This is a genomic window from Spirosoma gilvum, from assembly GCF_054776815.1.
Map to the genome: position 1 here is coordinate 233,765 of NZ_BAAHBH010000006.1, position 21,352 is coordinate 255,116.

Genomic DNA, 21,352 nt, shown 5'->3' on the forward strand with positions numbered 1-21,352 from the left:
GTTGTATTATAGCTCCGCCCTTTCAGTCCCAGAAGGATACTTAGCCAAAGAGGTTATATGATAAAAGTATACGCTTACTCTTTAATAGAAAACAGCCATTAAACGGCTATAACTGTTCTTGAAAGATCAACTGTTAGCATTAACTGTAACGTATCTAGTAGTACTGTAACGATTTTACCCTGCTGACGAATAACTTTCCCTGTGGTATCGGAAAATGTGCCTGAGGCTATACGGAGTTGGTCGCCAGGTTGGAAAGTTTGCACACTCAATAAAGTATGATCAACCTCATTAAGCATCAATTTAATGGCGTCGATTTCTGCCTCCCGTACAACAGCCGGTTTATTTTGCCAAAATAGATACCGAACAACCCCTGGTGCATCAAACACTTTGTATCGTTCGTGTTCCTCTAAGTTGACAAAGCAGTAGGATCGAAATAATGGTTCTTCAACTACTTTTATACGATCTGACCACTTTCGTTTAATCTTCATCATAGGACAATATACTTCTATGCTCATTGTCATTAATTTGTCAGCTACGATCTTTTCGCTTCGAGACTTGGTGTACAATACAAACCAAGGCATAATTATTTTTTGGTTTTTGGGTCCACTTCAAGGATTTTTGTTAGGTGAGGTCTAGGAGTAGGAATACTAATGTTTATCTCGGCAAAGTGTAAGCGTATTATAGGTTAGTTTTACTCTTCGCTGTATTTGTAGGAATATCCATAACTATATCCATAGCCATAATCTTGGCTACTTCGGTAATCAATGCCATTAAAAATGACGTTTAATGATTTGAACTTTTTGCCATTTTGTAGATTAGCCAAAAATGATAAATAGGTTCTGGGTGTATAGCCAAACCGTACAAGGTAAAATGCTGTATCTACATATGGACTAATTAGTGGAGCATCGGCAACTAGAGATACTGGTGGGGTATCTACAATGATATAGTCGAATTGCCCTCGTAAGGCATCTAGTAAAACTTTTATTCGCCCATTCGATAGCAATTCGGAAGGATTAGGGGGAATAGGGCCACTTGGAATAATATATAGGTTTGGGTTAAGCGAAGTTGGTGTAATTAGGTCACCTATTTCACTTTGACCAATCAGAAAATTGGATATACCTCGACTTTTTCCGTTAGAAACATTCAAATAACTGGCTATTTTTGGCTTCCGCAAGTCTAGCTCTAAAAGTATCACGCGTTTATCCAGCAGAGCCAAGCTTGATGCCAAATTGATACTAATGAAGCTTTTTCCTTCACCACTAATTGAAGATGTAAGTAGTATAACTTGTCCCTTCCCAAGCTCTATTCCTGTAGCAGCATATTGCAGATTTGCCCGCAAAATTTTGAATTGCTCAGCAATAATACTGTTTCCCTTAATATCAAGAATATTATCTTTTAGGTTTTTGGGTTTTTCCATTATTTCCCCGAAAACAGATAAGCCTGTTTGATTTTCAATTTCTCTCTTTGATTGTACTTTATCATTCAATAGGTCACTGACACTAATTATTCCAATAGGAATAAGTAGACCAACCATAAATGCAATTAAATAAATGTTAGTTTTGTTAGGTTTAATCGGTTTTGGCGCACTGTAAGGATCATCAACAATCCGACTGTCAGTCACTGTAGAGGCATATGATATAGCAGTTTCTTCTTTCTTTTGTAGTAATAAGAGATATAAGCTTTCTTTTATCCCTTGTTGCCGTTTTATGTTGAGAAATTCACGTTCTTTTCGAGGAATGGTTCGAATCGATGACTCAAAACGTTTGTTTAACCCTTCAAGACTTGCTCGTGTAACTAATAGATTATTTCGTTGGTTAGTCACGTTCTCCTGAATGGCTTTCTTGGTATTGGCTACCTGAGCATTAATAGTCTGTAGAAAAGGGTTGTCAGTTTGAGTAGTGCGTGCATATTTCTCTTGCTGCGTTTCGAGTTCATTGAGCTTGGTCAATAGCTCAATCAAGACAGGATCTGTGACGGAAAGGGTGGCTGGGGCAACTCCACTTTGGCTACTTTTTAGATAGGCTTCAACTCCATCCAAGATCTTCAAATGAAGGTCAACTTCGTTCAGTTTAGAATCATTATCCTTAACCGCTTCTAAGAACAAGTTCCCTTCAGCGCTTAAATCAGTAATCCCTTGAGCACTTTTATAAGATTCCACATCCTTTTCGACATTACCTAGCTCTCCAGTAATAAGTCGAAGGCGTTCATCAATGAAATGTAAAGTATTGGTAGCCTCCCGGTTTTTATCAGCTAAGGCAGAGTATGTGTAAGCCTCCAGCAATTTTGACAATATAGCTTTCCCTTTATTAGGAACAGCATCTTCAATAGTTAATTTTAGAACAGTACTTTTCTGGTTAATTAGCTCTACATCTATTGCCTTTTGATAATACTCTGCTAAGCTTTCCCGGTTTGAAAAAGTAACTTTTATCAAGTTTTCTTTAGATCTTCGTAATGAGTCGTTTAGAAAAACGCGGAAAGTTCCGTAACTATTTTTTAGATTTTCGCTAAAGGAAAAACGTCCTTTAGATTGGCCCTCCTTATTCTGTAGTTCGAAATATTGTTTATTGATTATAGATATATACACAGGTTCTTTATAAGCACTTTCGGTTAATGCGCCAGGATAGACCCAAATGGGCGATGTTCCGAAAATCTCCTCCTCTTGTCGTATTTCACCTTTTTTGAAATAAGATACGGATAGATTTAGGTCATCTACCACCCGCTGCATGAGTGTGCGGGATTTTAACAATTCGATTTCATTTTCAACGATCTTATCCCCTTGTCCTGACTCAAATGCTTTAAGAATATCATCAGCTTGCGCTTTATCCTGCTTTTTAATGAGTAAGACAGCGCTTACCTGATAAATGGGTGTAGCATATCGTAGATAAATATAAGCTCCTCCTATTGTTAGTATGAGCGATAGTATGAACCAATACCAATAACGCAGGTATTTTAGAAAAAATAAACGTAGATTAAACGGTGTTTCTTTCTCTTCCCAAAAATCAGTAGTTGACTCAGCCATTCTTCAATCAATTAGTACAAGCTTACGCACTGTCTCCTTTCTACTCCCAATTACCTCAGAATGAGGTTTACAATCACAAGCAATGTCGACGTTACGCCTAAGAAAATGGGCAATAACTGAACGGTTCTGTCAGTTGAGGTTACTCTGCCTGGCAGCGGCTCTACATAAATTATATCATTATTCCGTATATAATAGAAAGGCGAATCAAGAATTTGCCGTGAGGTAAGGTCAACTCGGAAAACTTCGCGCTTTTCATTCGTCGTTCGAATCAGCATGACATTGGTTCGGCGCCCATAGACCGTCAGATCGCCAGCCATCCCTATGATCGATGGTAATGTGGTATGATTATCTAGTAAATTATAAACACCCGGCCGGTTGACCTCACCAAGGATGGTAAACTTATGGTTTAATTGACGGACATTTACGGTTGGCTCTTTGAGGTATTTGCTCAATTTCTCTTTAATAAAGACACCGGCTTCTTCAAGTGTCATACCCGCTACTTTCGCTTTCCCCACTAATGGAATCTCGACGTTACCCATCGGATCGACCAAGTAGCCTAATGGTTGGTTCCGGCTACCTGCTCCAGTCGAAGTGCCTGGGAATGAACTGGTCGTTAGAGCGTTCGTATTTGAGAAGTTGAATAATACGTTGGATTCTTCGCTCAAGCTACTAACTACAATTGCTAAAATGTCGTCAGTCTGAATGCGGGAAATGGCTGGTTCAATAGAGGCCAGGGTACTATAGCGGATGGTGTCGACTGGACCTTGGCCTTGAAAATAAGTTATTGTCTTGGGCGAAGCACAGGAATATAACAATGGTATTATTAATAGCCAATTGACAACTCTTATGCTACTAATATTCCGAAATAAATTCGTTAAAAGAAACGTCATACGTGAGTCCTACGGTATGGACAAATTAACCAAAGAACAAAGTTAACATTTGTCCGTAATTGTACAATAGGAAGATAAGATGAATTGATATTTTCCGATTATGCCCTGAAAATAGTAATGGTATAGATAAAATAATAACAATTTGAGCGCTTTAAAAGGCAGAAACTTGGTTTTAAGTAGTATGATGTAGTAACTACCAAGCATGAATATCGCCTTTGAACATTAGATTCAAGGTACGCAGGCAGATTTTGAGATCAAGGAATAGAGTTTGGTTCGGAATATATAAATGATCGTATTTTACGCGATGATCCATTCGTTGTGTAGCACCCGTTGCACCGCGGGCTCCCCGAATTTGCGCTAAACCCGTAATGCCCGGCTTGACCCAATACCGTTCGCGATAAGCCGGAGAATCCCAATGTAACGCATCATGAGGTACGGCATGGGGGCGTGGACCTACCAGGCTCATATCACCCAGCAGTACATTAATAAACTGGGGCATTTCGTCCAGGTTGGTCCGACGCAGAAACTTGCCTACTTGTGTCACCCGATCGTCATTACGGGCTGTTTGCCGGAAGGGTTCCTGCGTCTTGTTCCCGTGGGTCATTGTTCGAAACTTAAAGCATTGGAAAGCTTTGGCTCGGCGACCCGAGCGAGCCTGTTTGAAAAATACAGGACCTTTCGATTCCAGCAGAATCAGCAAACCAATAACCGGAATCAGCCAGGATAGGATTAATACAATAACCAGACTAGCTACCACTACGTCGATCATTCGTTTGCCGAATCGGGTATAAAAGGTTCGTTTCGGTAATGTGACTACTTCTGGCGTATCCACCCATTTTAAATGGATGGCTGTAATGGGCTGTTTAATCGATTGCGTTCTGGTGGCTGGCAAGTCGATATCTGCAGCGCTATAACCAATGGTAAAGTTGTCGTTAATCAACTCAGAATCAGTACGTCGAAACAGAGTAGAGGCTGGATTCATACGTATGGGAGGGTAAGTGGATTGAACATGGAGTATGGAACAAAATACTATGTATTAACTCATATCAGCCATTTGCCAATAATTGTTTCAAGGATTTAGTTATGTGTATCGTTATCGTCTGTGATTACAATTATAGGGCTGTTTATGGAATGGCTGACTATTAAATAAATTGTATTTATTAAACGGCGAAAGGCTAAAATCAGCCTCTAAAAAATACTTAATCTATCATTTTTTGTATATATGAATATGAATTATATTGGTCCATTTTTAACCCCTTGGATTATTTTACAAGCGAAATGAAAAAGAATAGTTATGAACTTATATATAATTGTGTATAAGGACGGAATTGTAACTTTTAGTTTATATACAGTATCTAATCTGATCAAATATTCATAAACTTTTATACTTTTTATGTTTATAGTATTGGGTAAAAATAAACTAGATTAGTTTTTTTTGTAGGAGCTATTAGATAATTTTGGCAACCCACTCCTGTTCATGGTGTATGAAGCGTTCGGCGGCAGCTCAGATTCAGCATAATTTTGATCCGGCAAAAGTGCTCTATTTGACCGGTGACGTTAATTATTGTACTGTCCACCTGATCAATGGCGATCGGATTCTGTCTAGCCGTACCTTAAAATGGTACAATTCTCGGTGGCCTGATTTTATCCGTATTCATAAGGGTTACCTGGTCAATCCCCAGCATATTCATAACTGGGTACAGATTTCACCCATTGCGGCCTATCTCATTATGCGCAATGGCGCTTCGCTATCGATTGGTCGTCGGCGAATTGTTGAGATTGTCAATTTACTGGAGCTTAATCCCGCTCAATCTGCTTTATAGCCCAATTAGTACGCTTACCTTTTAATAACTCTTTTAGATTATATCTATGAAATTTGTATATTTGCAATATATTACTATTAAATTGTAATTTTAGTAGGGTCGCTCAACGGTTATAAACGCTCAGGGGAAGAAAGCAGGGCGCGATGAAATGGCAGTCAGTAGCCTCTGTAAAGTCCCATGAAAAAAGAATGTACTATAAGCTTACCCTAACCGGATCCAATTAATCTGGGGGCTACATAAGAGCGCATACGATCATGAAACGTCTTCCTGGAAAACGCGGAGAGCATCACTATGATCCGCAGCAGGTGCTTTACCTTACTGGGCATATCAACTATTCATTTCTGCACTTATTAAATGGCGAAGTTGTGATGTCGTGCCGGACCCTGAAATGGTTCGAGGATCAGTGGCCCCAGTTTCTGCGGGTACACAAGAAAGTCTTAATCAACCAGACGTACATTGCTTCCTGCAAACCGGCCGGCAATTCGACGGATACCAATTATGTCACCATGACCAACGACGCCTGCTTTGAAATCGCTCGTCGGCGGGTGCCTATGGTGTTGAATTCATTGGCGCAACTGAAGCTGATGAGTGCGTGAATGATGAGGGATAATTAGTTTATTTTTTGTCATCCCGACGCAGGAGGGATCTTCGGAAGCCACCTTTTATTTTATCTCCGAAGATCCCTCCTGCGTCGGGATGACAAAGTCGTATACGTTAAGCTAGTTATGCTTAATCAGCGAGCCTGATGGGATCGATTAACGGGCTACCATCAGTAAAGCAGGGTGGTCAAATAGCTACCGTCCAGTAAATAAGCCTGTTAGCCTCGGAAGTTAAAAGAATATCAGCTTTCTAAGGGGTTTAAAGACCAGAAAAGTAATTTTTTCGGTATTGTTTAGTGCTTTTAGGCGAAGATTTCTGGAAACATGTTATCGATTACTGTTATTCATTAAACTTGATGTATATGAATAATTATTGATACGTTCCTGACTGCGAGGAGATATTGCCAAACATTTTCAGGGGTTTGTTGTCCTTTTTTATGAAAACGTCAACAAATGCAATGAAACAGAGCATCGCAACCCATAAGAGCCAGCTTCCCGTTTCCTCCATCGACGACTTCGATACCCTGTATAAAAAATATGTAAAGAAGGTCTTTCAGAAATGCCTGTCGGTCACCAACGATGTGGCAGCTGCAGAGGACTGTACGCAGGATATTTTCCTGAAAGCCTTTACGCATAGGCAGTCGTTCCGAAACCATTCCCGGATGTCGACCTGGTTGTATTCCATTGCCCATAACTACTGCATGGATCGAATCCGTATCGACAATCGTCTGGTTACGGAGCGTCTTACCCCGGTGATCGATACCGTCGTGGACGAACCCAATCCACAGGAGGTTATTGATGAACAGAGTCGGCAATTGCAGGTATTACTCCAGCAATTACCCGAAGACGACGCCACTCTGCTTCGGCTGAAGTATGAACAAAATATGAGTATCCAGCAGCTTAGCCACCGTTTCAGGCTGTCAGAAAGCGCCGTTAAGATGCGATTGAAGCGAAGTCGGGAGAAAATCCGGGCGTTGGCCAGGGCTGGCGGGGAGTAGCGGGGAATAGCATGGATGGCAGGGAATAGCTTGGGTTGCTGCCCATGCAATCCCTGCAACCCGCGCCATCCATCACACCTGATGCTTGTTGAGGATTCGGGTTACCTCGGTTGCCCAGATGGCGTATGCAGCATCCGTTAAATGAACGCCGTCGGTCGTATATACGGACCGTAACTGGTCGGGTAGCGATAAATGCCCATTTAAGTCTATAAAATCAAGCTGCTCCTGCGCACAGAACTGTTGTAATTGATCGTTCAGCCGGGCTACCTGTGAGTTGATGCCCTGCCAGTCGCTGCGCCAGGCGTATGAACGGGCTGCCAGCGGGGAGAGGTACAATAAGCCAGTAACGACGGGAAGTACCTGACGCGATTGCCAGCCGTTGACCAGATTCTGATAACAGGCAAAGAGATGGTTGGTGTCGGGATGCGGAAGGTCGTTGATACCTCCTTCCAGAAAAATGATTTTTGCCGTCGACGAGGGAAACGTCTGGGCTCGTTGGCAAATCCTTTCAAGTGAGTCGCCACTGACTCCCCGATTCAATATATCTTTTCGGCCTAGCAGTTGGTTCCAGTTCGCCATTCTGATCAACGAATCGCCCAGCATGATTACCGAAGAATGTTTCGGCTCAGGTTGTAGCAGCCGGGAAATGTATCGAACGTAACGCTTCATAAGCAATTCAGACGGACAAATATAGACAAATCCGGCTGGGAATAGGACCACAATTCAGCCTGCAAACCGTCCGGATGCACTGGATTGAACTTTTTTATCCATAGCGTGTGATAGTTAAATAAATCGGCACCCGGATGAAAACGGAATGACTACTTGCCGGATGCTTAAAACCGAAAACGCAGCATGAAAACCACAGTAAAAGAACTCCGGCTGATACTAACCGTCGAAAACCTGGATGAACTGATTCGCTTCTATCGGGATACCGTTGGGCTGGAAACGTCAAAAGAATGGCATGAGGAAACCGGTAATGGCATTATTCTGGACGCAGGTCGGGCCTCCCTTGAACTGATCGATGCCAGTCACGCTGCACGGATCGATCAACTGGAGGTTGGAAGTCGGGTGTCGGGGCCGGTACGACTGGCGTTGCGGGTCGTTGAACCGGTAGCTAAGGCCAGCGAAATCCTTATCGACGGTGGCGCAACCGAAGTGGCTCCGCCAACAGTAGCGCCCTGGAGTGATGTGGCACGGGTGAAAGCTCCCGATGGGATGCAGCTCACCTTGTTTACAACTTCAACTTTAGTTGATTAACGAAAAAGCCCGGCATAACTGCCGGGCTTCAATTTTTTCATAAGTTGAGTAAATCAAGTAGGATATATATCTAAAGCTACCTATTGTAGCGAACAACTAGCTCGAAAGGCATATGCCTGCCTCTCTTATATCGGAAATTATGCCAGTTTGTTTAGCTGGTAGTTAATGTATTGATTATAAGTATATTAATACTAATATTATTGGCAGATTGCACGCTTTCACAGTTGGCTGCTGAGGTGTCGGTTCCCCATTTTGTGGGCAGATCGACACAAATCAACAGAAGCTGATTTGAACAAATTGAAGTGGCTAATTGTACATAGAGAAGAACAGTCCTAAACCACATGCCTGCCAAGCTTCCTATGCTCTTGGTGGATGATGATCCCCAACTCGCTGAAGTCCTGAACAGGGCCGCCAGCCTTGTTTTTCCAGAGGCCAGATTCATCCAGATCGGAAGCTTTTCTGAAGCTGCTACGTATCTGGAAAACTTGAGAGAACATGGTCCCCGGCTAGTTTTGCTGGATATTGACCTGAAGGATAAACAAACGGGTCTGGATTTTTTAGCCCTATTGCGTGCGCATCCACAGGGTAAGATGGTGCCGGTGGTTATTCTGTCTTTAAATACCGACGAAGAGGTTGCCGAAGAGGCATATGTATTGGGCGCCAATGCCTTTACACAAAAGCCTGATACGTATGCCGATTGGAAGAAGTACGTGAAGCTGCTTAAAGTTTACTGGTTTGATACCGTAACGGTACCCAAAATCTGGCTAAAGAAATGAAGCAACCGTCAGTAATCAGTATCGCTGTACCGATTGGGGTGCAAACAGTTCGACCAGTAGGCTACAATGGCTTGTAACTGACTTTCGAGCTCCGACACGTTTTGTTTCTTTTCGAAAAATCCCTGTATGGTCAGTTCATAGGCTTCCTCTACCAGATGCTTGTAGGCTGGGTGAGTGAAAAAAATAAACGGGATGGCCCTCTTTCGTAATTGACTGTCTGTTTCGATCTGTCGTCGTAATTCTAACCCACTCATGATATTCATGCTGACCTCTGAGATAATCAGGAACGGTCGATCGCTGGTGGTTCGCAGGTAGTCGATGGCTTGCTGGCCATCCGTGAAAAAAAGTATGGGCGTCTGTGGCGCAATTTTTTGCAACAGAGGTTCAAAGATGACTTGGTCATCTTCGTCATCATCAATGAAGATAATCGGGTGATTCATTTCCATATAAACTACTCAGGTGTCGATCTGTATGAGTAGTATAACCAGGAAAAGGTCGAAAATGATTAGTCGGAGCCTTATTGTCTCAATGGCTCGTGGACATGAATGCGTTGGATTGACAGCCCGACCTTAATTGTCGGAAGGCAGAAAGGGGAGAAACTGCTCTTCGTGCTCAAAGTCGATAGCGCCCAGCATAAACCGCAAATCATTCGAATTGACAATGCCGACTGAAAAACCACGAAAGTAAAATGTGCCGGTTTCTATATCGAACCGGCCTGTAAATCCTTTATAACTATAGATCATAAAGGGACCTGACGGCATATGGTCGAAACCGAGGTACAGTAACATTTCATGTGTGATTTCCATACTCAAATATATAAAAGTTATGTTGTTGGTAATTATTTTATTAAAAAAATTTATAAACGGCTTCTGGATGTTCACATAGTGGCCTCCTCAGTTATAAATCAGGTCGGGAAGGAGTCTGTTTTGGGCGATTAACCGCATTACATGGTAGATACAGCCTAAATGCAACATAGTTGTTAAACAATGTAACGTGCGTGTTAGCATTGACTCGAATACATGACGTATTTGCCTGTTCATTAATTGCATCCTTTCTGATGACCAATTGGCATCAAGTCCGGACGCTGCCCTTATCGTTATGAATCCATTTGTCCCCATACGTACCAGTGAGCGAACTAGTTTAGTCAACATCGATCATATACGAAAGCTGGAGCCCCTCGAAGGTGGGCAAAAGACCCTGGTGGTGTTGCGAAGTGGAAGTGAGCTTAAAGCCTTGATTCCGTATAAGCGATTGATCAACCTACTCCAGTATCGGGCTTCACAGGACAGGTCGACCGGTTCATCTACTGACTGAGGAAGAGGGCAGGGGGCGATTACAACCCTTAAAAATTGACTTTTAGCACCCAAAATTGGGGATTCGGCAAAATAAACTGGGAAGAATACGGAATAGGCTTAACATTTGTCTATAAAGTTTATCCTGACAAAAGTCCTATGTATGAGGTTGAAACACACCAATTATTGACCCAATTGCAGACTATTTATTGGGATTTGATGGAAATAGGGCCTGTTGACCAGACTCCCTATTACCGGTCGCGGATCGATGCCCTGGAGCTGGCTCATCAGCGGGTTAGCCATAACATTGAGGATTGCCAGCAAATACTCGACGAGTTTGCCTCTGAATTGACGATAACCCGGGGAGCCATTACCCAACTGGTCAGCGGCAAGCATGGCTAGCTATGGGCTTTCATGACCATTTTCTCTATGCCGTTGTCTCGATTGATCGTCAACGGCATTGTTTTTTATTAACCTTCTACCTCTGGGCGCCAGGACTCAGTCCTGATGAGATAAACTAATTACCTGCTGTTTTTCGCCTATCATCAGATTTTCGCTACCAGTTACCAGACGGTAGTTGATACCCCCTTTATCAGTCCGCTACTTTTGCTTCCGCAGGCACCAACAACGGCGCAGGAACACCCGCTGTTTGATAAGTAGCCCTTCATCTTTTTTATATAACCAACAAAAACAACAATCATGAACACCCTCCCCAATTCCGTCAGTAGTGTTTCAATACTGGACAATTATGTAGCCGTACTGAAAAAGTACAATGATTTTAACGGACGCGCCCGTCGCAGCGAATACTGGTATTTCTTCCTGGTGAATGTACTGGTTACACAGGGACTGAATTTTGTCAATATATTGATCTTCAATGGATCAGGTGTCATCGGTGGTATTCTGATGCTGTTGAACCTGGCTATTCTGGTTCCTTCGGTAGCTGTGGCAATTCGCCGGATGCACGACGTAGGGAAAAGCGGCTGGTATGTGCTGATTCCGATTTATAACCTGATTCTGGCCTGCACCGAAGGCGTTAAGGAAACGAACGAATACGGTAACGACCCCAAACAAAACGCGTAATGGCCTAAAGGTGATTCAGGCTTCGACAGCTCATTTCTCTCTACGTATATATGCAAGCGTTATAGCTTGACTAAGTATAAAACAAGAGTCATGAATCCATTTAGCAACCCTACATACGGCATCGCATCATGACAACGAATCAGGTGTATCTTGTCCAGCAAAGCTTTACCGGAATTGATTCCCTATCTGTCAACAGGATAGGGAGTCTTTTCTACAGCCGACTCTTTTATATCGCCCCTGAGCTAAAGCCGTTGTTCTGCCGAACGTCGTTGACGGACCAGGCTCAGCAACTGGTCGAGATGCTGATGTATGGGGTTAAGCGGTTGGACCGCCCCGACTCACTGGTCGATATTCTGGTGCAGCTGGCCAGACGGCATCGGCAATACGGGGTAGAGGAGCTACAGTATATGCAATTCAGGATGCAGGAGGCCATGCTCTGGAGTCTCAAACGCGTATTGGGCTACCGCTGGTCAGTACGAATGGAAGAGGCCTGGGTTGCCTGTTATACGTGCCTGGTAGAGCTTATGCTGGCCGAAACCATGGCGTATTGCTAAGTGGTATCGACTAATCATTCAATAGAAATGAGCGCTTTTCGATTGACCATGATAGACGGCGTCATTCGTTATACTACCCTCTACGATCTATCGACAGAGCCGTTGCTCAACTGGCGGTCGCTGGTGTTACCGTTCGGGCTGGCAGCGGCTGCATTGATAGCTGCGTACACGAGTCGTCCGGGTTCGGGCCGAAATGGGCTGATAGCGTTTGCCGTCATAGCCGTGGTGGTGTCGGTAGGTATTCCGCTCTTTGATCAGTACCAGCTAAAACACCAGAAAGCCCTGAAGGTCGAAGGACCGATTGTGGGGTACTGGGAAAAAGAGTGGACGGAGCGGAGAGATGGCAAGAACAATCACTACAGTTACGAAGCGTTTCGGGTCGATACTGTTTCGTTCGGTTATTACCGCAATGTAGAAATGGCCGGATTCTTTAACGGTGGCCCCGAGCAGGTTTCCCTACGCGACGGTATGGCCGTGCGCATTCACTACGTACCCGAACGGCAACTCGACGACGATCGTATCCTGAACCGCATTGTGAAACTGGAAATAGGTCAGTCTAAATGAAGAACCTTCTTGAACTTTCTACATTTTAGTAAAACTGGTTCGGTTTGTCATTCCGACGCAGGAGGAATCTTAACGTTGTTGATTAGTCAAGCTTGAGATTCCTCCTGCGTCGGAATGACAAAAAAGGGCTTACATTTTCTGCTAAAGGAGAAGTTTAAACAGGTTCTATTGGAAGATTACTTCAGAAATACCTCGTCGTTATCGGTCATGAACATGCGGGTGCTTTCGGTATAGGTGCCACCGGTAGGGGATTTATACTTCAGATCGACATAGAATGCCCGGTAGCCAGAAGCCGGATAGGGTTCGCTTACTGACACGCTTCCGGTATGGTTGAGGCCTAAAGACTTACCTTCCCACTTTTCATCCTGGAAAATCCGATCGGTGGAGTTGGCCGACCAGACCGTCACATCTTCCAGTTTATCAGACGTGGATTTGATCGTCAGGTTGACGCCGGTTTTAGTTGGCGTTACGGTCCATTGGCAGGTAGGGTAGGGCTGTTTAGTCAGTGTGGTTCCGAAAAAGGCATTGAGGGCTTCGAGTGCCTGTCGTTTGTCGCCCAGATCGTGCCCTACGTTCGGCACATAATGAATGTAATTTTCGCCCGGAATCTGACTGATGTAGTGCTTCACGGCATCGACCGTCCAGTATTCATCGTTAGTACCCATGAACAGCATTTTGGGCATCGTCAGCTTTTTCCGGTACGAATAGGGGTCGATCATTTCCGTAACGGCACTGCCTTCTTTGCTATGCACTGTCTGCGGAATGCCCAGCTTGACATAGTCTTCGATCTGCTCACTGTACTTATTCCAGATTTTCATCTGGTAATCCAGGTTAACCGGCATGTTCAGTACGTCGATTACCATGGGGGCAATGGCTACGGCCCGTTTGTCGCTGGCACCAGTCAGCCAGGTAGTCCAGCCCCGTTTCGATGCCCCCGATACCACAAAGCGATTGACGTCTTTTTGGAGTGTCTGTTTAGAAAACGCCTGCACAGCATCCATGGCCCGAACGGCACTTTTGACCATCGGGAAAAGCAGCGGCCAGCTATAGTCGCCATCTTTCTTGAACTGATGCAGGGTGTAGGAAATCAGGGCATCTTCTTTCAGGTTATCGTACAGCGGCTGATTAGGCGTTTGTCGAAGTACGGCCACAATGGCGCTGTTTTTGGTCGCTAACTGACTGATGGCCCGGTTGAACATATCCTCCCGCTTATTCCAGTTGGGTTCGCCCTCTTTGTTGACCGATCCGCCCGTGATGAACAGCAGTGCCCCATCGTGTTTGACTTCTTTCGGGACAAGGATCGACAGTTGGTGTTTCCAGGTGTATTCGCGCCATTTCTGGGACGTAAGCAGCACCTCATAGGCCGTAATGTCGCCATAGGTATAGGTGTCTTTTACCTCCCATTTGAATGACTGGTCGCCATTGTGCAAGTACGCATCCAGCGCGGTCGAGGGGGTAATGCCGTCGGTCGGTTTCGGCAGCGCAAAGGCAAACAGCACACTGATCAGGCCAATAGTGGCGATGATTTTAAGGAAATAGGTGTTCATTAGGGTTTTGAGATTAATTGAAAGATGATCCTGAAGGGTTAATTGGTAGGGTTGTTAACCAGGTTTTGGGTGAAATCTGTGGTTTTGCGTTAGTTGGCGCCGTCGGCTTTGGGCGCTTCGGCGATGAGTTTCAGGGCTTCGGCTATGTAAATCTCGGCCGTATTTTCGCCGAGGCTGGTTCGGCTAATGTAATCGTATCGTTTAAAACTAGTGAAGTCGACTCGGGTCAGCATATACCCAAATGCATCGTTGGTCAGGCCGAACAGGAGCGGCACTTTGGTGTGCATCTGCCGCTTGAGGTAGTAGCCAATATTCGGCAAAGCCTCGCCCGGAATTGTCAGCACCTGGGCCGAACCAATGTTGAGTAGGTTGACCTGTGCAATCACCTTATCGCCGGGAGCCAGCTCGTAATGAAGTGGCGATTTTTTGACAATGTATTTCATAACCTCCGACTCAATAGGAAACGTGACCGGATGCATGGTACAAAACAGGGATGGGTTCGCCTGAGAGTCGGCCGGGCCAACAATCCGTAGGGCTTCGTCGGCCAGGAGTTCGCCAATGCGGATGCATTCTTCCCAGGTATTGGCTTCTTTGCCCCCTTCCCGACGGTTATCGGCCGTAACCATGCCTCCTTGTGCCCCGTTAACAAACATAGCGATACCACCTACTTTCGACTCGATACGGTCGTACAACGGACCACACAGATCGGGGCTGAGAATACCTCGGCCCGACCCAATGATTTCGGGGTGAATGGCGTAGTTGACCAGTGTAACTATCGGTTTGCCAGCGTTGGTACCGGTCGTAGCAATGGCCTGGATAACACCACAGCGAGGATCGTACAGGTCGGGGGCGTAGTAATTGTAAGCAATTTGCCCTTTGGCCTCTCCAACGGCCGTTTTCAGCGAAGAGGGCGCTAGCTTCGAAACGGCTTCATTAACCGCATCGGCGATGGCGTGTACGCATTGATCGAGGTACGGCAGGTCGGCAAACGATTCCCCTTTTTCGTTGGGAAAACCATAGGCATCGGGGCCACTATGGGTATGCGTACAGCCGATCAGGATATTCTGGGGCGGAATGCCTTTGATCAGTGCTCGTGATTTATTACCCAGCACCGACGGCCAACCCAGGTTATCGACGCTGACGATGGCAACGCGGGTACCTCCTTTTTCAAACACGCAGGCCCTGACATACAACTCCCCCTTTTTCTCGACGGCTTTTTTGGGCGTGCCGATACCTCCCGAAACCGGCAGTAACGGATTTGGGGTAATCAGCCTGACGGCTGCTCCTGCTTTAAAGGATTGGGCAGAAGCCAGCTGAGAAGCGACGAACAGTAAGGTTGAGAGGAGTAGGGTTTTCATAATGTAAAATGGATAATGAATAATGGATAATGTAAAAGGTAGAATGACGAGTAGGTCATCATTATCCATTTTACATTATCCATTATTCATTGCTACTGGCTTACCAGGGTTTGCCGGTGCCCTGAACCAGCCAGGGTTTCGACCAGGCACTGTTTTTTCCGTCCGATTGGGAGTTCGTCGTCGCTTCGAGTTTGTCGATAGCGGCACTCGAATTGGTTTTGTTCAGGTTCAGCTCATCCCGCATGTAGTAGAAGCGTAGGGGTAGGGCTTTCCGTTTGGCTACAGGCCCGGCCTGAAGAGCAGGTAGGCCAGTTCGTCGGTAGTCGAACCAGGCTTCGGTAGCACTAGTCCAGCTTGCAATCCATTTTTGACCGATGATCTGCGCTTGGGTGCCTTCGTAAGCAACGCCTTTCTGGGCAATGAAGGCTGCATAGCTGCTCGACAGTCCCCAGGCCGTTAGCGATGCTTTTACGCCGTTTTCGTAACGGGTCTTTGCGTCGCCGGCCGCCCAGCCTTTCTGAGCCGCTTCGGCCAGGATGAAGTTCACTTCGGCCGCCGAAACCAGTCGGGCTTTCAGCAACGAGCCTTTAGCCTGTGTATAGATTTCGTTGAGGTATGATACGTGCGGATTGACTGAAGTCTGGCCAGGCGTTGGGTTGAAATTATAGGCCGATGGTAATTGTGAGGCACTGGGTGGGAGACCAACATAATTGGGGTCGGTGTCGATTGGGGTAGTTCCGACCTTATCGGGCGAGAGGTACCGAACACCGCTGATAATTTTGTCGGTTCCGGCCGGTAATGTGGCGTCCACTTTCAGCGGAATCTCTACTTTTTTGGCCCAGATCGCCAGACGAGGGTCGTTGGTAGGTTGCATGGCTTTCAGCAGCGTTGCGCACATTTTAATCCGGCGATAGTTACTACCGCTGATGTCGAAAACAGAGTTTGATGGCCAGGCATCACCCGAGTTGTTTCCTACGTAGGCCATCGTTGCATCGAACGACGCATCGTCAATGATTGGGTACTGTGCTGGATTGGCTACGATTTTCTCGATACCCGATTTAGCTATGTCTGGCTGTTTGGCCGAAATCCGCATCAGATACCGGAGTTTAAGCGAATTTGCCAGGCGTTGCCATTTGGTCGGATCACCAGCGTAGTATACATCGGCACTTTCGACAATACTGCTATAGGCCGTTTTGGGTTTCGACAATAAGGTACTGGCTTTATCCAGATCGGCCAGAATACCCGCGTAAATGACATCCTGACTGTCGTATTTGGGGGCAATGTTGTCGATTCCACCCAGCTCGCCTTTCAGGGCATTGGTATACGGCGCATCACCCCACAGGTCGGTGATCAGGCCAAACAGCATCGATTTCATAACCAGCGCCACACCCTGTTGGAATTCCATGTTGAGGGCTACAGCGCGCTGATAGACGAGGTCATTATTTCGCAACTGATCGTAATAGGCTGTCCAGCTTTGGTCGCCCCCCCAGTCGTAGTCATTATGACCGCTGAACCAGGCATCTTTCTGCGTGTGCTGAACAACCCCGGCAATATCCTGAAAGCCCAGGTTTGTGTAGAGCTTCGCCGTTTCGGTCAGCACCGTCGGCATAATCAGGTTGGGGTTCACCGTTTCGGGTTGAACACCATTGGGGTTAATGTTCAACTGGGTCAGGTCCTTACAGGAATACAGGACGAACAGCCCCAAAACCAGCACCAGGCCGACAGTGATCTTTTGGAATATAGTTTTCATGACAGAATCGTTAAAGTTTTTTCAGTCAGTGGTCAACTGCTTCGCGTTAGGAGTGGTCAGGTGTCGTTCAATAGGGCAATGAATGACTATTTCTGACGCGGAGCAGTTGACAATCCTTGACTATTTTTTAGAATGTTAGGCCAAGTTTAAAACCAACCGGAATCACCCAGGGAGTTACGTTGTAGCGCTCAATACCTTGTTTAAACTGGGTTCCGGCCTGGGCACCCGACTGTGGTTGAAATGCCATTTCAGGGTCGACGTTGATTTTGGCCGCTGTCCACAGAATGATGTTGCGGCTATAGATCGAGAAATTGGCATTTTGCAACCCAATCGACTTCACGAAGCGAGCCGGTAGATCGTAGCCCAGCGAAATTTCCCGCAATTTAACGAACGATGCATCGAAGGTAGCGGCTCTCGTAAACGACCAGGGATAGTTATCGCCGTACGGGATGATTTTGGTACCGGCTCCACCCAGGTTTTCGGTGTAACCGGTTATGTTTCCATTGGCATCATACTGGGCAATAACGCCTGGGTTGAATACGCCATACGCATAGGTTTTGCCACCAAACTCGAACGGATACCCACCATACTCAGCCGTTGGCCCGCCCACAATCGGGAAGTAGTTGCCATGAATTTTGATGTATTGATCGGCATTCTCGACCAGCCAGTTGCGCAGGGCATCGCCCGTGCGGCCACCCGGATTGATCAGGTTATCGAGGAAGCGCTGCGACCGCAAATCCGACTCCATATAGCGGTAGGTTTGTGATACGAAATCACCACCGGCCCGCCAGTCGAGCGACAGGTTAAGCGTAAAGCCTTTGTAGGAAAGCGAGCTTTGGGCACCAAGGATAAAATTGGGGTTGAAGTTGCCAATTTTATTCTTGACCGTGGACGCACTTTTGCTCTGCCACGACCCATCGTTATCCAGAATCGGGTAGCCATAGTAGGGCGACGCCGGGTCGGTCACGGTAATAATTTCGGCATCGTAAATGTCGCCGACCTTATCGCCTACGTAGGTCCAGGCTCCGCCCTTGGCATCGGTCCAAAGGGTGTAGTAGGGGATGCCTTCGGCCAGTTCTTTGATGCGGGTAACGTTCTTGGTGAAGTTCGTTGTCAGATCCCAGCGTAGGCCCCCTTTGTCGATAAGCGTACCGCCCAGCGACAGTTCAACTCCTTTGCTTTCGAGCAAACCAGCGTTGATGTTTTTGGTCGTAAAACCACTGGAGGGGGCAATCTGCGAAGGCAGAATCTGGTTGCGGTTCTCCGACACGTAATAGGTTCCTGAAAAACGAAGCCGGTTTCGGAACATATTGTAGTCGATACCTACCTCGTAAGAGGTGGCTATTTCCGGTTTCAGATCAGGGAGCAGGATACTACCCGATTTGCTCAGACGCGTCACGCCATTCCAGGCTCCGGCATCGGCCAGCGTGGGAAACAGACTGTATGGATTCGCATCGTTACCCACCTGAGCTACACCCGCCCGGACTTTAAACAGATCGACAGCCGACGGCATATGGACCATCTCATTGATGAGCAGGCTCAACGAGGCCGATGGATAGAAGTACGAACGGTTGTTGACAGGGAGCGTGCTGGCCCAGTCGTTACGGGCCGTCAGGTCCAGGTAAATCATGTCCTTATACCCCAGGTTGGCCGTACCATAAACGCTGTAGATGGCCTTTTTATACAGGTAATTGCTGTAGTTGATGTTGGCCGTTGCGATGTTCTGGATGGTGTACAGACCTGGAATAATTAGCCCCGCGCCGTTTTTGCTGCTGGTGTTAATATCCGTCGATTGCGAATACCGGTTATTGCCCCCCGCCGATACCACCAGGCTCAGTGCATTGAACCGTTTCGTATACGTAGCCAGGAAGTCGACGTTCCGCTCGTAGCGTTTCAGGTTGATCAGGCCGTAGGCACCGTTCGGTTCGCCCGTGTAACTCTTGGCAATTTTGGTTTCCCGCTGCTCAGTATAGGTATCGAGCGCGTAGCGACCCATCAGTTTGATGTCGGGGGTGAGTTGCCATTCGGCTTTCATGTTCCCGAACATCCGATCCCGCACGAAGCTGTTGTTCACTTCGTAGGCCAGGAACCAGGGGTTGTTGTAGTTGCCAATGCTCTGTGATTTCTGCTGGAGACCTTCTTTGCCGGGTACCCAGTAGTCGCGCAGATCGTTTATATTAATATGAGAACCAACGCCATAAGCCCACTGCAACGGATTGGTACCGCGCTCACCAGCGGGCCGGTTGTTGGAGTTGCTCCGGCTAAAATCGAGGTTCGTACTTAGGCTCAACTTGTTGCTGATACGGACCGACGTATTAAGAGCCAGTGTATTTTTGAACAGGTCGGAATTTGGGACGATACCCCGGCTGCTCATGTTGGCATACGAAAGTCGGTAGGTGACTTTGTCGTTGTTGTTCGAGATCGATACCCCATTGGTACTGGTAATACCCGTCCGAACGAAATCGCTAATGTTATTCGGATGCGACACCAGCGGGGTTGGAATGGGCTTGCCATCGGTTCCGATTGGGCTGTTCCACTGGATAGCGTTATACCCTTTGTCCAGTTCGGGGCCAACGCCACCGGCCGAACTTTCATCGATCTGAAGGACACCGCCCGGATAAGGGTTGGCACTGGGCGTAAACGGCAGAATACCCGTAGCGAACTTGCTCGACATTTTCAGGTATTTATACGGCTGATCGAAAACGGTATTGGACGAAACATTCACCGTCATACGCTGCGATTTCGATCCACTTTTTGTTGTGATCAGCACGACACCGTTGGCCGCCCGTGAGCCGTAAAGGGCGGCTGCACTGGGACCTTTCAGAATAGAGATATTCTCGACATCATCCGGGTTGATGTCCGAAATGGCATTCCCGTAATCGACGCGGTTGTCGTTACCGATCTGGCTGACGTTGTTGAGCGAGTTGGCAATGGGGACACCATCTACCACAAACAGGGGCTGGTTATCGTTATTCAGCGATTTGGCTCCGCGAATGATCATGCTGACCGATGAACCCGAAGGGCCTGTCGAACTGATTTGTACGCCCGGAACCCGACCTGCCAGTGAGTTCAGTACGTTTTCCTGTGCCACCCGGCTCAGGTCCTTGCCCTGCACTTCACCCACGGCATAGCCCAGCGAACGGGCTTCCCGCTTGATGCCTAGCGCCGTTACGACTACTTCGCCCAGCACCTCGTTGTTTTCGACCAGGGATACGTCGATCACTGATTTATTGCCAACAGCGATTTCCTGGGTTTTATGGCCGATGAAGGAGAAAACCAGTACGGCATTGTCGCTATTGACTGTAATGGCGTATTTACCCGACTGATCGGTGACGGTTCCTAACTGGGTCCCTTTGATCAGGACATTGGCTCCGGCAACGGGTTGGCTGGTGGTGGCCAGCGTAACCGTTCCGGTAATGGTTTTGGCCGGTTTGATTTTGGCCAGCGCGTGCAAGCAGCATGCTCCTATCAGCAACGTGATGGTCAGAGAATGCCTCAGAAGCAACTGAAAAGTAGAATGTGTGTTCATGCGTGTTCAGTTATGAGAGGTTCGATAAAATACATTGGGGAAAAAATCAGAATGACCGAATGGACTGTTACTAGCTCAGCCTGAACTAGTTGGCTCATCGGGTTCCGGGTTGGGGTTTTGTTGGGTTATGAGTTGATTAAAATGGGTTTCCAGTACATCTGAATAGGCCTGTACTGCCTGCTCGTCATGCAGACCGGCCAGAAATTCATCCAGTTCGGCCCTCGACAGTTTATTGTTGAGGAGCTGTTCGATCAGATAGCGGCTGCCCTGATTAGTCATGGCCTTTCCGTTTGACAGTTTGTCAGTAGTACTCGGA

General features: G+C 46.6%; 22 protein-coding genes. 10 read left to right on the top strand and 12 right to left on the bottom strand.

Translation table 11 applies throughout. The features are described 5' to 3' along the window. Positions 1-98: 98 nt before the first annotated feature. The 4 genes from ACYVFD_RS17450 to ACYVFD_RS17465 all read right to left on the bottom strand — a co-directional run bounded on the left by ACYVFD_RS17450 (position 99) and on the right by ACYVFD_RS17465 (position 4,891). Positions 99-581: a UpxY family transcription antiterminator gene (locus tag ACYVFD_RS17450; protein WP_461091601.1), complete on the bottom strand. Its 483-nt coding sequence runs from the start codon at positions 579-581 to the stop codon at positions 99-101. Between the two features lie 110 nt (positions 582-691). Beyond that, a complete protein-coding gene (locus ACYVFD_RS17455; RefSeq protein ID WP_461091602.1) occupies positions 692-3,019 on the bottom strand; it encodes a GumC family protein in 2,328 nt (775 codons plus the stop codon). 50 nt (positions 3,020-3,069) lie between these two features. Further along, positions 3,070-3,834 (bottom strand): polysaccharide biosynthesis/export family protein, encoded by a 765-nt coding sequence (locus tag ACYVFD_RS17460; protein ID WP_461091603.1) that lies wholly within the window; start codon positions 3,832-3,834, stop codon positions 3,070-3,072. Between the two features lie 268 nt (positions 3,835-4,102). Next, the gene (locus ACYVFD_RS17465; RefSeq protein WP_461091604.1) at positions 4,103-4,891 is read right to left on the bottom strand and encodes a sugar transferase; all 789 of its coding nucleotides are present in this window, start codon (positions 4,889-4,891) and stop codon (positions 4,103-4,105) included. Between the two features lie 502 nt (positions 4,892-5,393). On the opposite strand from ACYVFD_RS17465, the gene ACYVFD_RS17470 reads away from it, so the two are divergent. The 3 genes from ACYVFD_RS17470 to ACYVFD_RS17480 all read left to right on the top strand — a co-directional run bounded on the left by ACYVFD_RS17470 (position 5,394) and on the right by ACYVFD_RS17480 (position 7,329). Then, positions 5,394-5,732 carry a LytTR family transcriptional regulator DNA-binding domain-containing protein gene (locus ACYVFD_RS17470; RefSeq protein ID WP_461091606.1) on the top strand — a complete coding sequence of 113 codons (339 nt, stop codon included), beginning with the start codon at positions 5,394-5,396 and terminating at the stop codon, positions 5,730-5,732. 254 nt (positions 5,733-5,986) lie between these two features. Then, a complete protein-coding gene (locus tag ACYVFD_RS17475) occupies positions 5,987-6,328 on the top strand; it encodes a LytTR family transcriptional regulator DNA-binding domain-containing protein (protein WP_461091607.1) in 342 nt (113 codons plus the stop codon). A 461-nt stretch (positions 6,329-6,789) separates the two neighbouring features. Continuing rightward, complete coding sequence (locus ACYVFD_RS17480) at positions 6,790-7,329, top strand: RNA polymerase sigma factor (RefSeq protein ID WP_461091608.1); 540 nt, start codon at positions 6,790-6,792, stop codon at positions 7,327-7,329. Between the two features lie 72 nt (positions 7,330-7,401). On the opposite strand, the gene ACYVFD_RS17485 is transcribed toward ACYVFD_RS17480, so the two are convergent. Beyond that, on the bottom strand, positions 7,402-7,998 hold the full coding sequence (locus ACYVFD_RS17485; RefSeq protein WP_461091609.1) for a GDSL-type esterase/lipase family protein: 597 nt from the start codon (positions 7,996-7,998) through the stop codon (positions 7,402-7,404). Positions 7,999-8,181: 183 nt separating this feature from the next. Here ACYVFD_RS17485 and ACYVFD_RS17490 point away from each other — a divergent pair, with 183 nt between their 5' ends. Beyond that, positions 8,182-8,586 (top strand): VOC family protein, encoded by a 405-nt coding sequence (locus ACYVFD_RS17490; RefSeq protein WP_461091611.1) that lies wholly within the window; start codon positions 8,182-8,184, stop codon positions 8,584-8,586. 341 nt (positions 8,587-8,927) lie between these two features. After that, the gene (locus tag ACYVFD_RS17495; RefSeq protein ID WP_461091613.1) at positions 8,928-9,362 is read left to right on the top strand and encodes a response regulator; all 435 of its coding nucleotides are present in this window, start codon (positions 8,928-8,930) and stop codon (positions 9,360-9,362) included. A gap of 8 nt (positions 9,363-9,370) precedes the next feature. Here ACYVFD_RS17495 and ACYVFD_RS17500 read toward each other — a convergent pair whose 3' ends face one another. Beyond that, positions 9,371-9,802 carry a response regulator gene (locus tag ACYVFD_RS17500; RefSeq protein WP_461091614.1) on the bottom strand — a complete coding sequence of 144 codons (432 nt, stop codon included), beginning with the start codon at positions 9,800-9,802 and terminating at the stop codon, positions 9,371-9,373. A gap of 129 nt (positions 9,803-9,931) precedes the next feature. Next, on the bottom strand, positions 9,932-10,168 hold the full coding sequence (locus ACYVFD_RS17505; RefSeq protein WP_461091615.1) for a hypothetical protein: 237 nt from the start codon (positions 10,166-10,168) through the stop codon (positions 9,932-9,934). 292 nt (positions 10,169-10,460) lie between these two features. Between ACYVFD_RS17505 and ACYVFD_RS17510 the strand changes: the two genes are divergently transcribed. The 5 genes from ACYVFD_RS17510 to ACYVFD_RS17530 all read left to right on the top strand — a co-directional run bounded on the left by ACYVFD_RS17510 (position 10,461) and on the right by ACYVFD_RS17530 (position 12,852). Further along, the gene (locus tag ACYVFD_RS17510; RefSeq protein WP_461091616.1) at positions 10,461-10,676 is read left to right on the top strand and encodes a hypothetical protein; all 216 of its coding nucleotides are present in this window, start codon (positions 10,461-10,463) and stop codon (positions 10,674-10,676) included. A gap of 137 nt (positions 10,677-10,813) precedes the next feature. After that, on the top strand, positions 10,814-11,056 hold the full coding sequence (locus ACYVFD_RS17515; protein ID WP_461091617.1) for a hypothetical protein: 243 nt from the start codon (positions 10,814-10,816) through the stop codon (positions 11,054-11,056). 297 nt (positions 11,057-11,353) lie between these two features. Then, positions 11,354-11,734, top strand: a complete 381-nt coding sequence (locus ACYVFD_RS17520) for a DUF805 domain-containing protein (protein WP_461091618.1) — start codon at positions 11,354-11,356, stop codon at positions 11,732-11,734. 128 nt (positions 11,735-11,862) lie between these two features. Further along, positions 11,863-12,288 carry a globin domain-containing protein gene (locus tag ACYVFD_RS17525; RefSeq protein ID WP_461091619.1) on the top strand — a complete coding sequence of 142 codons (426 nt, stop codon included), beginning with the start codon at positions 11,863-11,865 and terminating at the stop codon, positions 12,286-12,288. A gap of 27 nt (positions 12,289-12,315) precedes the next feature. Further along, positions 12,316-12,852 carry a hypothetical protein gene (locus ACYVFD_RS17530; RefSeq protein WP_461091620.1) on the top strand — a complete coding sequence of 179 codons (537 nt, stop codon included), beginning with the start codon at positions 12,316-12,318 and terminating at the stop codon, positions 12,850-12,852. A 176-nt stretch (positions 12,853-13,028) separates the two neighbouring features. On the opposite strand, the gene ACYVFD_RS17535 is transcribed toward ACYVFD_RS17530, so the two are convergent. The 5 genes from ACYVFD_RS17535 to ACYVFD_RS17555 all read right to left on the bottom strand — a co-directional run bounded on the left by ACYVFD_RS17535 (position 13,029) and on the right by ACYVFD_RS17555 (position 21,315). After that, positions 13,029-14,399: a PhoPQ-activated pathogenicity-related family protein gene (locus tag ACYVFD_RS17535; RefSeq protein WP_461091622.1), complete on the bottom strand. Its 1,371-nt coding sequence runs from the start codon at positions 14,397-14,399 to the stop codon at positions 13,029-13,031. An 89-nt stretch (positions 14,400-14,488) separates the two neighbouring features. After that, positions 14,489-15,757, bottom strand: coding sequence for a hypothetical protein (locus tag ACYVFD_RS17540; RefSeq protein ID WP_461091623.1), 1,269 nt, complete (start codon positions 15,755-15,757; stop codon positions 14,489-14,491). Positions 15,758-15,857: 100 nt separating this feature from the next. After that, positions 15,858-17,507 carry a SusD/RagB family nutrient-binding outer membrane lipoprotein gene (locus tag ACYVFD_RS17545; RefSeq protein ID WP_461091624.1) on the bottom strand — a complete coding sequence of 550 codons (1,650 nt, stop codon included), beginning with the start codon at positions 17,505-17,507 and terminating at the stop codon, positions 15,858-15,860. A 127-nt stretch (positions 17,508-17,634) separates the two neighbouring features. Beyond that, positions 17,635-21,036, bottom strand: coding sequence for a SusC/RagA family TonB-linked outer membrane protein (locus tag ACYVFD_RS17550; RefSeq protein ID WP_461091625.1), 3,402 nt, complete (start codon positions 21,034-21,036; stop codon positions 17,635-17,637). Positions 21,037-21,111: 75 nt separating this feature from the next. Continuing rightward, on the bottom strand, positions 21,112-21,315 hold the full coding sequence (locus ACYVFD_RS17555; protein WP_461091626.1) for a hypothetical protein: 204 nt from the start codon (positions 21,313-21,315) through the stop codon (positions 21,112-21,114). Between the last annotated feature and the right edge of the window lie 37 nt (positions 21,316-21,352).